The 14,107-nt window shown below is 43.1% G+C and carries 14 protein-coding genes; 5 read left to right on the forward strand and 9 right to left on the reverse strand.

What is annotated here, in order from left to right; genetic code table 11:
• Positions 1-72: 72 nt before the first annotated feature.
• Positions 73-1,098, reverse strand: coding sequence for a tRNA (adenosine(37)-N6)-threonylcarbamoyltransferase complex transferase subunit TsaD (gene tsaD / locus H9625_RS10705; protein WP_022040000.1), 1,026 nt, complete (start codon positions 1,096-1,098; stop codon positions 73-75).
• A gap of 243 nt (positions 1,099-1,341) precedes the next feature.
• Complete coding sequence (gene map, locus H9625_RS10710) at positions 1,342-2,199, reverse strand: type I methionyl aminopeptidase (protein WP_087398366.1); 858 nt, start codon at positions 2,197-2,199, stop codon at positions 1,342-1,344.
• Between the two features lie 259 nt (positions 2,200-2,458).
• On the opposite strand from map, the gene H9625_RS10715 reads away from it, so the two are divergent.
• Positions 2,459-2,677 carry a winged helix-turn-helix domain-containing protein gene (locus H9625_RS10715; RefSeq protein WP_022039998.1) on the forward strand — a complete coding sequence of 73 codons (219 nt, stop codon included), beginning with the start codon at positions 2,459-2,461 and terminating at the stop codon, positions 2,675-2,677.
• Positions 2,678-2,729: 52 nt separating this feature from the next.
• On the opposite strand, the gene H9625_RS10720 is transcribed toward H9625_RS10715, so the two are convergent.
• The 3 genes from H9625_RS10720 to H9625_RS10730 form a co-directional block, all read right to left on the reverse strand.
• A complete protein-coding gene (locus H9625_RS10720; protein WP_191764313.1) occupies positions 2,730-2,918 on the reverse strand; it encodes a hypothetical protein in 189 nt (62 codons plus the stop codon).
• 110 nt (positions 2,919-3,028) lie between these two features.
• Complete coding sequence (locus H9625_RS10725; protein ID WP_022039997.1) at positions 3,029-3,697, reverse strand: MgtC/SapB family protein; 669 nt, start codon at positions 3,695-3,697, stop codon at positions 3,029-3,031.
• Between the two features lie 15 nt (positions 3,698-3,712).
• Positions 3,713-4,588, reverse strand: a complete 876-nt coding sequence (locus H9625_RS10730; RefSeq protein WP_162609954.1) for a pyridoxamine kinase — start codon at positions 4,586-4,588, stop codon at positions 3,713-3,715.
• 559 nt (positions 4,589-5,147) lie between these two features.
• Here H9625_RS10730 and H9625_RS10735 point away from each other — a divergent pair.
• Positions 5,148-5,963 (forward strand): Cof-type HAD-IIB family hydrolase, encoded by an 816-nt coding sequence (locus H9625_RS10735; protein ID WP_087247735.1) that lies wholly within the window; start codon positions 5,148-5,150, stop codon positions 5,961-5,963.
• 22 nt (positions 5,964-5,985) lie between these two features.
• Here H9625_RS10735 and H9625_RS10740 read toward each other — a convergent pair whose 3' ends face one another.
• The 3 genes from H9625_RS10740 to spt all read right to left on the reverse strand — a co-directional run bounded on the left by H9625_RS10740 (position 5,986) and on the right by spt (position 8,152).
• Positions 5,986-6,177: a hypothetical protein gene (locus H9625_RS10740; protein ID WP_191764316.1), complete on the reverse strand. Its 192-nt coding sequence runs from the start codon at positions 6,175-6,177 to the stop codon at positions 5,986-5,988.
• Between the two features lie 157 nt (positions 6,178-6,334).
• Positions 6,335-6,868 (reverse strand): ferredoxin domain-containing protein, encoded by a 534-nt coding sequence (locus H9625_RS10745; protein WP_022039993.1) that lies wholly within the window; start codon positions 6,866-6,868, stop codon positions 6,335-6,337.
• A gap of 96 nt (positions 6,869-6,964) precedes the next feature.
• On the reverse strand, positions 6,965-8,152 hold the full coding sequence (gene spt, locus H9625_RS10750) for a serine palmitoyltransferase (RefSeq protein ID WP_087208878.1): 1,188 nt from the start codon (positions 8,150-8,152) through the stop codon (positions 6,965-6,967).
• Between the two features lie 266 nt (positions 8,153-8,418).
• On the opposite strand from spt, the gene H9625_RS10755 reads away from it, so the two are divergent.
• Positions 8,419-9,450 (forward strand): diacylglycerol/lipid kinase family protein, encoded by a 1,032-nt coding sequence (locus H9625_RS10755; RefSeq protein WP_022039991.1) that lies wholly within the window; start codon positions 8,419-8,421, stop codon positions 9,448-9,450.
• Positions 9,451-9,573: 123 nt separating this feature from the next.
• Here the strand turns inward: H9625_RS10755 and H9625_RS10760 are convergent, their stop codons facing one another.
• Complete coding sequence (locus H9625_RS10760; RefSeq protein WP_087247739.1) at positions 9,574-10,275, reverse strand: tRNA1(Val) (adenine(37)-N6)-methyltransferase; 702 nt, start codon at positions 10,273-10,275, stop codon at positions 9,574-9,576.
• 174 nt (positions 10,276-10,449) lie between these two features.
• On the opposite strand from H9625_RS10760, the gene lon reads away from it, so the two are divergent.
• Together lon and tgt are read left to right on the forward strand one after the other, a co-directional pair.
• Positions 10,450-12,954: an endopeptidase La gene (gene lon / locus H9625_RS10765; RefSeq protein ID WP_087208872.1), complete on the forward strand. Its 2,505-nt coding sequence runs from the start codon at positions 10,450-10,452 to the stop codon at positions 12,952-12,954.
• Positions 12,951-14,081, forward strand: a complete 1,131-nt coding sequence (tgt, locus tag H9625_RS10770) for a tRNA guanosine(34) transglycosylase Tgt (protein WP_022039988.1) — start codon at positions 12,951-12,953, stop codon at positions 14,079-14,081. Before lon ends, tgt begins: the two co-directional genes overlap by 4 nt.
• The last annotated feature ends 26 nt before the right edge of the window (positions 14,082-14,107 follow it).

The following is a 14,107-nucleotide window of genomic DNA, read 5'->3' on the forward strand; positions in this document are numbered from 1 at the left end:
TTCCTCATCACAGAAGCGGAAATGCCTCAAAAACTCATCCCAAATCATCGCACGATAAATTCAAAACAGCTTCTAAAGTGCCACACGCGAATATGCCGGTTTGTCTATTGAACAAAAATCCTTGTCCAAGTATTTGTAATAACCGGTGATGGCAATCATTGCAGCATTGTCTGTTGTATAGCCAAATTTAGGAATATAGATTTTCCATCCGTATTTTGCAGCATGCTCGCGGAATGCATTGCGCAACCCGTTGTTTGCCGATACACCTCCGGCAACCGCCACTTCAGTAATACCTGTATCTTTTACAACCTTACGCAACTTATCCATTAAGATATCGACAATCGTTTTTTCCAGCGACGCGGCCAAATCGGTTTTATGATGTTCTATAAAATCCGGTTCATCCTTCAACCAGTCACGAAGCGAATAAAGAAACGATGTCTTTAATCCACTAAAACTATAATCGTATCCCCCAATATGTGGTTTGCTGAATGTAAACGCATTCGGATTTCCCTGACGTGCCAGTTTGTCAATAATCGGTCCGCCGGGATAACCCAACCCCATCACTTTCGAACATTTGTCGATAGCTTCTCCGGCCGCATCATCGATGGTCTGTCCCAACACCTGCATGTCATTGTAGGCATTTACACGAATTATCTGCGAATTACCACCCGACACCAGTAAACAAATGAACGGAAACTTAGGCTGATCCGTATCTTCCTCAGACTCTTTAATAAAATGCGCCAACACATGACCCTGCAAGTGATTGACATCCACCAAAGGGATACCTAAAGCCAAAGCCAATCCCTTGGCAAAAGAAACGCCTACCAGCAACGAACCCATCAGTCCGGGACCACGGGTAAAAGCAATGGCACTTAGCTGTTCTTTCGTCACGCCCGCCCGCTTTAGCGCTTCGTGCACCACCGGCACAATATTCTGCTGGTGTGCACGTGAAGCCAGTTCGGGCACTACCCCTCCATAAGCTTCGTGTACAGCCTGGCTGGCAATGACACTGGAGAGCAACACCCCATTGCGGATAACGGCAGCAGACGTATCGTCGCACGAAGACTCTATTCCTAATATTATTATATCGTTATTCATAATCAGTAATTAATCAATGTGACAATGTGGCAATGTATCAATGTGCTAATGTGGCAATGTATCAATGTGCTAATGTGAGAATGTGGTAATGTGAAAATTAATTAGCAAATTAGCAAATTAGCAAATTAACACATTAGCAAATTAGCAAATTGGCAAATTAACACATTAGCAAATTGGCAAATTAACACATTAACAAATTAACACATTAGCAAATTAGCAAATTAGCAAATTAGCAAATTATTCTTAATACGTCAATATCTCCAGTCCATTATCGGTCATTACGTAAGTATGTTCCCACTGGGCAGATGGCAGCTCGTCTTCCGTCACTACTGTCCAGCCGTCTTCCTCATCAATAAATACTTCCCATGTGCCCATATTAATCATCGGTTCGATGGTAAACACCATTCCAGGTACCAGCAACATGCCTGTACCTTTCCGTCCGTAATGCAGCACATCAGGTTCTTCATGAAAGTCCAACCCTACCCCATGTCCGCATAAATCACGTACCACAGAGAAACCATTTTTTTTGGCATGTTTTTCGACTGCATGCCCGATATCACCTACGAAACCAAAAGGTTGGGCAGCATCGGCACCGATATCCATACACTCGCGTGCCACCTGTACAAGCTTTTCTTTCTCCGGGGTTGTCTTCCCGATAATAAACATACGTGATGCATCTGCATAATATCCATTAAGGATTGTAGTGCAATCTACGTTAATAATATCACCTTCTTCCAAGATTTCGTCTTCCGAAGGAATGCCGTGGCATACCACTTCATTAATAGAGGTGCATACACTTTTTGGGAAACCCTCATATCCCAAACAGGCAGGAATGCCACCATGATTCACCGTATAATCGTAAACGATTCTGTCTATTTGAGCAGTACTCATCCCCTCACGGATTTCTTCTGCCACCTTGTCAAGCACAGCCGTATTCAGCAGACCGCTGCGCCGTATGCCTTCTATCTGCTCTGGAGTCTTGATTAAATCACGAGACGGGACCAAATGCCCTTTGTCCTGGTAATAAAGTACCTTTTTGTCCAGCTCGGTCAATTCTGTGCCCTTAGGCACCCTCCAGTTTAGCTTCTTCCTTTTTACCATAATCTTGATTCGAATTAAAATCTACCTGCAAAGGTAGAAATTTCTCGTTAAATCAAAAAGCAACCGACAAAATTTGATAATCATACTTTTCACGACTGCGCTTTCGACCATAATAAAACAGTTTCCACACTTGATTAATGCCTTTTGCGTTTAAAAGTAAAAAAAGGAAAAGAAAAAGTTGAAAGTTTGGACAAAAATCGTTTACTTTGCCTATAAAATTTGAGCACCTTGATTTAATATTAATTAAAACCGAAACAAAATGAACAAAATTCAAATTGGCGAACATGCAGGCATTGTCTGGAATAAATTAAAAGACAACCGCCATTGGGAGTATGACGAACTCAAAAAAGCGACAGGATTGACCGACAGAGACCTTAATGCAGCCATCGGCTGGCTGGCACGCGAAGACAAAATCGATTTTGACATGGACGAACATGGCGATAGGATTTTCCTGACAGTCAATGTCTATATCGGATAAATTTAAAAATGAAGAATGAAGAATTCTTTGTGGGAGAAGCAGTTCATCATCCTCAAAGAATTCTTCTATTCTTAGAAGCTGTTTTGAATTTCTCCAAAAAGTTTTTCTTGGCTTGATGTATCCGTTTGCGTGTGTGCTTTGGGCGATTTTTTGGTCTTTTTCGCTCCTGTTCTTCGTCAGATAGCCCGCTATCTTCCTCATCACAGAAGCAAAAATGCCTCAAAAACTCATCCCAAATCATCGCACGATAAATTCAAAACAGCTTCTTAGAAACTGTTTTGAATTTCTACAAAAAGTTTTTCTTGACCTGGTGTATTCGTTTGCGTACAATAATTTCAAAACAGTTTCTTCTTAAATGATTTTATTCACCGTTATGTCAGGAAAATCCTGCATGAACATCAACAACAATCCTTCTTCATTCTGCCGTTTTGCCTTGATGGTCATGCTTACGCTGTATACCACCTCTCCTCTCACGAATGACTCAGACATTTCATACGATACCACAATGTAGTTTTTCGAATGAAATGTAGCCGACACCCGTTTGATGGCATCCTTATCACGGGCAGAAAACTCTACCATCAAATTCCGCAAGCCTATGCTTTTAAAGAAAAAACTCAGCACTTCCAGTCCTAACAAGACCAAAACCGTAGCAGCAATGCCAATGCCATACATTCCTGCCCCGATAGCAAGCCCGATGCCTGAAGTGGCCCAAATGCCTGCAGCCGTAGTCAGTCCACGCACAATCTGCTTTTGCAGGATAATGGTCCCGGCACCGATAAAACCGATACCGCTTACCACTTGTGCCGCGATGCGGCTGGGATCGAGGCGGACCAAATCACGCTCCAGCACATCCGAAAACCCATATTGCGACACAATCATCAACAATGCGCTGCCTAATGCCACCAGAAAATGTGTACGATATCCGGCTTCTTTCGCCCGATACTCACGCTCCAATCCTATCAATATGCCCATTACGCCTGCCAAAAACAACCGCAGGGCAAAATCCCAAGCTAAATCCATATCGACACTTGCATTTTATTCCACCAACTCGTAACTGCTTACCTGAATCGGCATATCCAAGTTATGAAGTATTTTTTCCAACATGATGCCTTCTAAATTATTATATTCGTAGCCGAATGTAGCACGAATACCCTGTAAAATAAACTGAGTAGCACGGTCCAGCGCTATAGGAAGGCTGTCTCCCTGCATCAGCGAACCGGTAATGACACTGGTAAACGTATCGCCCGTACCGGGATAATGAGCCGGCAAATACGGGCAAGTCACTTTCCAATAACGGTTCCCGAAACGGTTATAAGCATATACAGACGTAGAATGCGGATCATCCTGCACCGGCACACTGGTTACGATGACAATACTAGGCCCTTTATCCGACAATGCTTTAAGCGCATCCTTCAGACCGGCATCACTCATTTTCTCTTGAAAAGGTATATCAAGCAGGCGGCACAATTCGGTCATGTTAGGGGTAATAATATCAGCAAGACAGATTAATTTCTTCATTTCAGTTACCATTTCCTCTGTTATGCCTTTGTAAAGGTTTCCATTGTCACCCATAACCGGATCAACCACAACCAAGTCGGTAGAGCGGCGGAACTTCTGAATAAAATCTTCCACAATCTGAACTTGCTGTGGAGAACCAAGGTATCCCGAATAAAAAGCATCAAAACGGATTTCAAGCTGTTCCCATTTTTCAATGATACGGACCATTTCGTCAGTAAGATCGAGGAAAGAATAAACAGGATACTGCGTATGGGTGGAAAGAATAGCCGTAGGAAGCGGACATACCTGAAACCCCATTGAAGAAAGAATAGGCACAACTGCCATAAGCGATACACGTCCTACCCCGGAGAGGTCATGTATTGCAACAATCTTTTTACTTTGGTTGTGAAACAGCCGTCCGCAAGGATGGTTCTTTATTGGCTCTGCATGGGTCGCGACTTGTTTTTTACGCTTATACTTGTTTTCTTTTTCCCATGCCATCTTCCGTGCCTGATAAGACTCAAATTGTTTCTCGATGTAGTTGTCTGCCATAAGTAAATCCAAGAATTGAAATTAGTTTTATGAATGTCCGCATTTTGCCAAATTGCTTGTAAGAGCACATCGCACACGCTTTTTTGAAAGCTCCGCATGGATAAGCCGGCGCATTCGGACGCATGCAGCACGCCTCTACATTGGTCATTGCGGACATTCATATTAGTTTTTGCAAAGGACGTTACTTTTTGTGTAACAAACAAACTTTTTAAATTGAAATTAAGAGTCTGTTTTGAATTTCTACAAAAAAATTCTGCTCGTCTTGATTATCCGCTTTCGTGTGTGCTTCGGGTGATTTCTGTTGACACCACCATATACATAAACCCCTACGGTGCGAAGCACATAATTGACAGCATGAAGAGCACTCATTAAATATAAATGTTTATCTTTGCACACGAAACGATTTTAAGACTATTATTTTATGAATTACAAATTACTGGTACTCGATTTGGACGGTACGCTGACCGACTCTAAGAAGCGAATAACAACATATACGCATGACACACTGATAGAAGCCCAAAAACAAGGAGTGAAAATCGTTCTTGCCTCAGGACGCCCCACATACGGAGTGGCGCCGCTTGCCAACGCATTGGAACTAGACAGATACGAAGGGTATATTCTCTCATACAACGGTGGTGAAATCATTGACTGGAAAACCGGAGAAGTGATATATAAGAAATGGCTGGACAACGATGTATTACCTTATTTATATAATTGCGCCACAAATAATAGATTTGCCATAGTAACATACGACCACGAATTTGTATTGACAGAATCCCCTGATGACGAATACGTACTGAAAGAAGCCTTGCTGAATGTAATGAAAATAAAAAAGGTAGACAACTTCCTGGAAGCCATTCCCCGTCCCATCACGAAGTGCCTGATTGTGGGAGAACCGGAACGCCTTGCCATATTGGAAAAGGAAATGTACGAAAAGTTAAAGGACAGAATGGGAGTATTCCGTTCGGAACCTTATTTTCTGGAACTGGTGCCAAAAGGCATTGACAAGGCACAGTCGCTCTCGGTGCTATTGGAAGAAACAGGAATGAAGCGGGAAGAAATGATAGCCATAGGAGACGGATTCAACGACCTGTCAATGATACAATATGCAGGCCTCGGCATAGCAATGGCGAATGCCCAACCGGTAGTACGTGAAAATGCAGATTTCATCACGTACTCGAATGACGAAGACGGTGTAGCCCACGCAGTAGAGAAATTCATCTTCAAGACGAAATAACAAAGAAAGGAATTGAAGATAATCACATACCCAATGAAGATATATTAGAAGCTGTTTTGAATTTCTCCAAAAAGTTTTTCTTGGCTTGATGTATCCGTTTTCGTGTGTGCTTTGGGCGATTTTTTGGTCCTTTTCGCTCCTGTTCTTCGTCAGATAGCCCGCTATCTTCCTCATCACAGAAGCAAAAATGCCTCAAAAACTCATCCCAAATCATCGCACGATAAATTCAAAACAGCTTCTTAATTCCCCCTACAATATATCTTCATTAGCTGTTGCAGTTATATCAAACTATTCATGAAGTTATCTCTGCCTTGCATATCCATTAGCATAAGTGCGGAAGTCCATCCCGGCAATCCGCCCTTACATTTCATTTATTCCGTTTTCGGTTTCCGGTCGAAAAATGGGTTTTTCGATGATGCACTGACAGGAATGGCATAAACCTGCCTGCATCCATCTAACCAATCAAGCTGCTGTGCAGCCAGTCCTGCCGAAAACATCACACGCGTATCTACCCGATGGTCGGCAGCAACAGAACAAGCCGATCCAATTGCTATCCCAACATCTATACTGTTGATGGCACAAGGAACACCTTCCTTACGCGAAGCACAAGTTTCGTATCCGCAATGTCCGCAGTCAAGTCCTTGCGGCTGTTCGCGCGTACCGATGAGAATGATGCATTCGGCATCCAGAATATTATCTGCATCACGCAGGAAAAACTTAAGCCCGTTTTCCTCATACATCTGCTTCATCGTATCAGAAAGGATGCGGATATTACTTTCGGTCACCATCGCAATCTCAATAATATCAACCCCCTTGCCCTTAGGCGCAGTGCGTGCCGCCACCATCATCTGTTGGGCTATCTGTAACACTTCATCGTGGCGACTGTCTCTCTCGTTCAGAATCATATTACTCGTGAAATAATGTTACTGACACTATATTGACCAGACTTTAGAGCCAGTTAGTATCTTCTAACACGAATCTAAAGCCTGGCCATTCCTTATTTATTTCAAGATATCCAATTGCTTGAAACATTTTATCAGTTTCTCGATTGCGAAATCGATTTGTTCTTTTGTATGGGTTGCCATCAAAGCAAAACGCACCAATGTATCTTGAGGAGCACATGCAGGCGGGATAACCGGATTGATGAACACGCCTTCATCGAAGGCCAGCTTGGTAACTTCGAAAGTCTTGTCGGTATCACGCACATACAAAGGAATGATTGGGCTCTCTGTATCACCGATTTCGAATCCGGCATCACGGAACGACTTCAAGGCATAGTTGGTAATCTTCCACAAATTTTCCTGCCGTTGAGGTTCTGTCTGCAAAATATGCAAAGCCTCTATGGCAGCAGCCGTTGCAGCAGGAGTATTGCTTGCCTGGAATATATAAGAACGCGCATTATGACGCAACCAGTTGATTGTATCCTTATCCGCAGCCACAAATCCACCGATAGAAGCAAGCGATTTGCTGAATGTACCCATAATGAGGTCGATATCTTCCGTAAGTCCAAAATGGTCGCATACGCCACGCCCGTTTCTACCAAATACTCCTAACCCGTGAGCCTCGTCTACATAAACAGTAGCATTATATTTCTTTTTCAATCTGACAATCTCAGGCAAATTGGCCAGGTCTCCTTCCATAGAGAACACACTGTCAACAACAATTAACTTAATAGCATCCGGTTCGCATTTTTGAAGTTCACGTTCCAGCGCTTCCATGTCATTGTGTTTGTATTTCAACTGAGTAGCAAAAGACAGACGGCGTCCGTCAACGATAGAAGCATGGTCGCGGTCATCACAAATGATATAATCACCGCGTCCTACCAATTGAGGTATAACACCCTCATTAACGGTAAACCCGGTAGAGAAACATAACGCTTCGTCTTTCCCGATAAATTCCGCCAATTCCTTTTCCAGTTTTATATGGATGTCAAGCGTACCATTCAACAAGCGTGAACCTGCACATCCTGTACCGTACTTACGGGTAGCGGCAATGGCAGCATTGATAATACGTTCGTCGTGAGTCAATCCCATATACGAATTTGAACCGAACATTAGTACCTTTTTCCCGTCCATCATCACTTCCGTGTCTTGAGCACTGTCTATTTCACGGAAATAGGGGTAAACGCCTCGTTCCATATACATTTGAGGCGTTCTGAATTTACTCAATTTGTCTTGTAATAGTCCCATATTCTACTGTTTGGTAAATCTTTCTGATTTACATTATTTAATAATAGCCCTGCCATTCCATATCGGCAGATGTTACATAAAAAGAACGTGCAAAGATAATAATTTTAGCAAACTTAATAAGATGATAGTACAAAAAAAATGTTTCTTTCGACATTTATGCTATAAAAAGTGATGTTCATAAACAAAATAGTCTTATTTTTGTTCTTTAATTGAAGAAATGGATTTCCATTTGCGGACATTCATTATAAGAAACCAGCAGAACTATCATGAGCTCAAAACAAAGCATACAGTTTATAGTCAACCCAATATCAGGCACGCACGGAAAAGAATTTATCCTACATCTGATAGACAAACATATCGACCGAAACCGATATGATTATATAATACGTAAAACCGAATACGCCGGACATGCCAGCGAACTGGCACGACGGGCTGCAGAAGAAAAGACGGATATTGTTGTGGCTATTGGAGGCGACGGAACCATCAATGAAATAGGAAGATCATTGATCCATACTGATACTGCTATGGGAATCATCCCATGCGGCTCGGGCAATGGACTGGCACGGCATTTACATATTCCAATGACACCACATGGAGCCATTGAAACGTTAAATCAAGGCTTTATAAAAGACATCGATTATGGGATTATTGACCACCACCCTTTTTTCTGTACCTGTGGAGTCGGGTTCGATGCATTTGTCAGCTTAAAGTTTGCCGACTCGGGTAAAAGAGGATTACTTACATATCTGGAAAACACTTTGCATGAAAGCCTGACCTACCGGCCTGAGACGTATGAGATAGAAAACAGTTCGGGAACTGTAAAGTACAAGGCATTTCTAATAGCCTGTGCCAATGCTTCACAATATGGCAACAATGCCTATATTGCCCCACAGGCTTCATTAACCGACGGTATGATGGACATAACCATTCTGGAACCTTTTACCGTACTGGATGTACCGGCATTATCTTTTCAACTCTTTAATAAAACAATCGACCAAAACAGTCGCATCAAAACACTGAAAGAAAAAAAAATTACCATCCATCGCCGCAATGAAGGAGTTTTTCATTTCGACGGGGACCCAATGATGGGAGGCAAAGACCTGACAGTCGAGATAATACACCGTGGACTGAAAGTGATAGCACCTGAAAAAGGGCGGACATATACCGAACCGTTCAGTGTGTTACAACATTTTACCGACTTTATCGGCACCCGGCCACTCACTTCTACTATTGCAGAAAAGCATCGAAAGCTGTTACAATTAAACCAAAACTTGTTGCGAAGATTATCGAAGAAGTGAAATCTGCAAAGACCAGCCCATATTCCACCACAGAAGCCCATGCCCAATACATTGCGGGTATCTCCTGTGGTGGTCTTAATGCACAAAATGTTTCAAGGCGAGAACAGCTTTGATTATCCCCGGTCAAAAAGCCAAATAAAAATCTTTGACCAATTGAATAAAATCCGGACTATAGATGCGAGGCTCGGATTCTATAACCAATGTATCTTCTTTACAGGGAAGAATATTTCTGCTTAAAGTAAGCAAAACACGTTTAGGAGATATACCCGGTCTGGTCTGTACATCCGTCCGGCACATTGGATACAAATACCGTCCGGCAGCTAAATCAATAAAATGCCCTGACACTTCGAAAGGTAAGATAACTGAAAAACAACCATCATCCGTCAAAAGACGTATCACTGCATCTAACAAATCCTCAAACGAAAGAGCGCCTGTATGTCGCGCAGCATTCCGCTGGCTATCAGAGCAATAAACCTGCTCACGAAAATAAGGAGGGTTTGATAGGATTGTATCATATTTTCCTCCTTCAAATGCTGTAATATCTGCCTGTCTGATACTTACCCGTCCTTTCCAAGGTGACAATGCTACATTTTCGCATGCTTGCTTCGCAGCCTCGGCATCAATTTCTACACCTGTTACTTTAGCACGACAACGCTGAGCTATCATCAACGCTATCAGACCGCTTCCTGTACCTATATCAAGCACATTCTGAGAATGGCTGACATCAGTCCATGCTCCTAGTAATACACCGTCCGTACCTACCTTCATGGCACACCTGTCGTGCCAAATTTCGAACTGCTTGAATCGAAAGAAAGGATTTCCCATAAGCTAACTTTTCTAATTTTCGTCAAAAATAGATAAATCGCCTCTCATTTCAGCATGAAACACTGATTTATTTCACGTATTTGCAACTTTTCTGTTTTCGTATTCAAAGCAGATTGCTTAACTTTGTACCCGTTTTGGGATATTTATTAAACAAGAATAGACAAACCCACAATTATGGTAAGAAGGAAAAAAATAGAAATGGATATGAATGCAGTCTCAGACGAAGTGTCAATGGTAGCCGAGATAAGTGCAGAGCCAGAACAACCTTCAGTCGATGAAGTAAACAAAGAAATGCCTATTATGACATTACGTAACATGCTTATGTTTACGGGAATTGTCATGCCCGTTACGGTAGGCAGACAGGCTACACTCAAACTTGTGCGTTCTGCTTCGAAAAACAAACAGCATATCATTATAGCCACTCAAAAATCAGCCGAGGTAGAAGAGCCCGGAATAAATGATTTATATCCAATAGGAGTCATTGGACGTGTACTCCGAATCTTTGAATTGCCGGGAGGTGCTACCACCGTCATTTTACAGGCAAGCAATGTAAAAGTACGGTTAGATGAAATTACATCAACAGAACCTTACCTAAAAGGTAAAGTTGTAGTGGAACCGGAAAACCTGAATACGGAGAACAATGATGAATTCAAAGCACTGATGGATACATGCCTCGAACTTGCAAACCAATATGTGGACGCTAGTGACCGGTTGAGTCCAGATGTAACTTTTGCTTTGAAAAATCTACCGAAAGACCATATACTTGTAAACTACATCTGTACCAATTTCCCATTTGGATTGGAAGAAAAGTTTGACCTGATATGCAAGCCGACATTAACCGAACGACTGTATAACTTGATACAGGTATTAAACCGGGAAACCAAGCTGGCAGAATTAAAGCATGATATCCAAATGCGTACACGCGAAGACTTAGACCGTCAACAACGCGAATATTTCCTGCAACAGCAAATCAAAAACATACAAGACGAATTAGGAAACAGCCAGGAAGATGAAATAGATGGCTTACGTGCAAAAGGGAAAACAAAGAAATGGAGCAAAGAGGTAGCTGCGACATTTGAACGAGAAGTGCAGAAACTGGAACGCATCAACCCACAGTCACCTGATTACAATGTACAGCTGACCTACCTCCAGACATTGCTTTCATTGCCGTGGAACGTATACACAACCGACAATCTGAGCATTCTCAATGCCGAAAAAGTATTGAACAAAGACCATTACGGACTGGAAAAAGTAAAAGAGCGTATTTTGGAACATCTGGCTGTACTGAAGCTGAAGGGCGATCTGAAATCACCCATCCTCTGCCTGTATGGTCCTCCGGGAGTAGGAAAGACTTCGCTGGGACGCTCCATCGCATCGGCACTGAAACGAAAATATATCCGAATGTCGTTAGGTGGCGTACACGATGAAGCTGAAATCCGGGGACACCGCAAGACCTATATCGGTGCCATGCCGGGACGCATCATCAAAAGTCTGATGAAAGCTGAATCGTCGAATCCGGTCATCATCCTCGATGAAATAGATAAAATGGGAAACGACCGTCAAGGAGATCCTGCATCAGCAATGTTGGAAGTGCTTGACCCTGAACAAAACAATACATTCCACGACAATTACGTAGATATGGATTACGACCTTTCGAAAGTGATGTTCATCGCCACGGCAAACAACCTGAGCACTATTCCGACTCCTTTGCTTGACCGTATGGAACTGATTGAAGTAAGTGGATACATCACCGAAGAAAAAATAGAGATAGCCCGCCGTCATCTGATTCCAAAGGAATTGTTGGCCAATGGTCTGACCAAAGAACACGTAAAGTTCACCAAACCCGCCATTGAGTGTATTATCGAAAACTACACCCGTGAAAGCGGTGTGCGTGAGTTGGAAAAGAAAATCAGCAAAATCATGCGCAAAATCGCATTGGAAATTGCCAGCGACAAATTTACCAGCCAGCACGAACTGAAACCGGAAGACATCAAAAAATACTTAGGCACACCTGAATATTCGCGCGACAAATACCAAGGAAATGAATATGCCGGCGTGGTGACCGGACTGGCATGGACTGCCGTAGGAGGAGAAATCCTCTTTGTGGAAACCAGCCTGAGCAAAGGCAAGGGTGAACGACTGACCCTGACGGGAAATCTGGGTGATGTAATGAAAGAATCGGCCATGCTGGCACTGGAATACCTGAAAGCCCATTCATTCTTGCTTGACTTGCCAGATGGTATTTTTGAAAACTGGAACATTCACGTCCATGTGCCCGAAGGAGCCATACCCAAAGACGGACCGTCAGCGGGTATTACGATGGTAACCTCACTCGCATCAGCACTGACCCAACGGAAAGTAAAAGCCAACCTAGCCATGACAGGAGAAATTACTTTACGTGGAAAAGTACTTCCGGTAGGAGGTATCCGTGAAAAAATTCTGGCAGCAAAACGTGCTGGAATCACCAACCTCATCCTATGTGAAGAAAACCGGAAAGACATTGAGGAAATACAACCGCTCTATTTGAAAGGACTGACATTCCATTATGTGAAAGATATAAAAGAAGTACTTCAACTGGCACTGACAGACGAAAAAGTAACAGACGCAATCGACTTCGCTGCCATCATGAAAAAAGACAAAGAAAAAGAAAAGGAAGCCGAAACGCATACGACAAAATGAAATTTGAATTACAATATACAGACCCAAAATCGAATGCACGCGCCGGCCTGATAGAAACCGACCACGGGCAGATAGAAACACCTATATTCATGCCCGTGGGCACCATAGGCAGTGTGAAAGCCGTTCATTTGCGTGAACTGAAAGAAGATATCAAGGCTCAAATCATCTTAGGGAATACGTATCACCTGTACCTGCGTCCCGGACTGGAAGTTCTGGAAGCAGCCGGAGGCCTGCACAAATTCAACGGATTCGACCGTCCGATGCTGACCGACAGCGGAGGATTTCAGGTATTCTCCCTTTCGGGCATACGCAAGATGCGGGAAGATGGTGTAGAATTCCGTTCGCACATTGACGGGTCAAAACATCTTTTCACCCCTGAACGGGTAATGGATATCGAGCGTACCATCGGTGCCGACATCATGATGGCATTCGACGAATGTACACCCGGCACTGCCGATTACGAATACGCCCGTAAGTCAATGGAACTGACGCACAGATGGCTGGACCGCTGCATCACTCGTTTCAATGAAACCGAACCCAAGTATGGCTATAACCAATCACTGTTTCCCATTGTACAAGGATGTGTATATACCGATTTGCGCAAACGTTCGGCAGAATATATCGCCTCGAAAAATGCAGACGGAAACGCCATTGGAGGACTCGCCGTGGGAGAACCAACAGAAAAAATGTATGAAATGATTGAAGTGGTCAATGAAATTCTCCCAACCGACAAGCCTCGTTACCTGATGGGCGTAGGCACACCGGTCAACATTCTGGAAGGCATCGAACGAGGAGTAGACATGTTCGATTGTGTAATGCCTACCCGAAACGGAAGAAACGGTATGCTTTTTACCAAAGACGGAATCATGAACATGCGCAACAAAAAATGGGAAAAAGATTTTTCTCCTATTGAAGCAGACGGTGCCTCCTATGTGGACACTATGTACAGCCGTGCCTACCTGCGCCACCTGTTCCATGCACAAGAACTGCTGGCGATGCAAATTGCATCCATCCACAACCTTGCTTTCTACTTGTGGCTGGTCAGTGAAGCCCGAAAACACATCATCGCAGGCGACTTCTCTACCTGGAAGCCAGCAATGATAAAACGAATCTCTACCCGCTTATAAAAAATACACACCGATGAAACTGACCG

It is taken from the genome of Phocaeicola intestinalis (assembly GCF_014837065.1).
Classification (GTDB): domain Bacteria; phylum Bacteroidota; class Bacteroidia; order Bacteroidales; family Bacteroidaceae; genus Phocaeicola; species Phocaeicola intestinalis.

What these genes read in the sequence shown, in the direction of transcription:
- lon (WP_087208872.1), top strand. Translation starts at nt 10,450, where the DNA reads ATGGTAAGAAGGAAAAAAATAGAAATGGATATGAATGCAGTCTCAGAC.
- H9625_RS10735 (WP_087247735.1), top strand. Translation starts at nt 5,148, where the DNA reads ATGAATTACAAATTACTGGTACTCGATTTGGACGGTACGCTGACCGAC.
- H9625_RS10760 (WP_087247739.1), bottom strand. Translation starts at nt 10,275, where the DNA reads ATGGGAAATCCTTTCTTTCGATTCAAGCAGTTCGAAATTTGGCACGAC.
- tsaD (WP_022040000.1), bottom strand. Translation starts at nt 1,098, where the DNA reads ATGAATAACGATATAATAATATTAGGAATAGAGTCTTCGTGCGACGAT.
- H9625_RS10755 (WP_022039991.1), top strand. Translation starts at nt 8,419, where the DNA reads ATGAGCTCAAAACAAAGCATACAGTTTATAGTCAACCCAATATCAGGC.
- H9625_RS10720 (WP_191764313.1), bottom strand. Translation starts at nt 2,918, where the DNA reads ATGATTTGGGATGAGTTTTTGAGGCATTTTTGCTTCTGTGATGAGGAA.
- H9625_RS10740 (WP_191764316.1), bottom strand. Translation starts at nt 6,177, where the DNA reads ATGATTTGGGATGAGTTTTTGAGGCATTTTTGCTTCTGTGATGAGGAA.
- H9625_RS10745 (WP_022039993.1), bottom strand. Translation starts at nt 6,868, where the DNA reads ATGATTCTGAACGAGAGAGACAGTCGCCACGATGAAGTGTTACAGATA.
- tgt (WP_022039988.1), top strand. Translation starts at nt 12,951, where the DNA reads ATGAAATTTGAATTACAATATACAGACCCAAAATCGAATGCACGCGCC.
- H9625_RS10715 (WP_022039998.1), top strand. Translation starts at nt 2,459, where the DNA reads ATGAACAAAATTCAAATTGGCGAACATGCAGGCATTGTCTGGAATAAA.
- H9625_RS10725 (WP_022039997.1), bottom strand. Translation starts at nt 3,697, where the DNA reads ATGGATTTAGCTTGGGATTTTGCCCTGCGGTTGTTTTTGGCAGGCGTA.
- map (WP_087398366.1), bottom strand. Translation starts at nt 2,199, where the DNA reads ATGGTAAAAAGGAAGAAGCTAAACTGGAGGGTGCCTAAGGGCACAGAA.
- spt (WP_087208878.1), bottom strand. Translation starts at nt 8,152, where the DNA reads ATGGGACTATTACAAGACAAATTGAGTAAATTCAGAACGCCTCAAATG.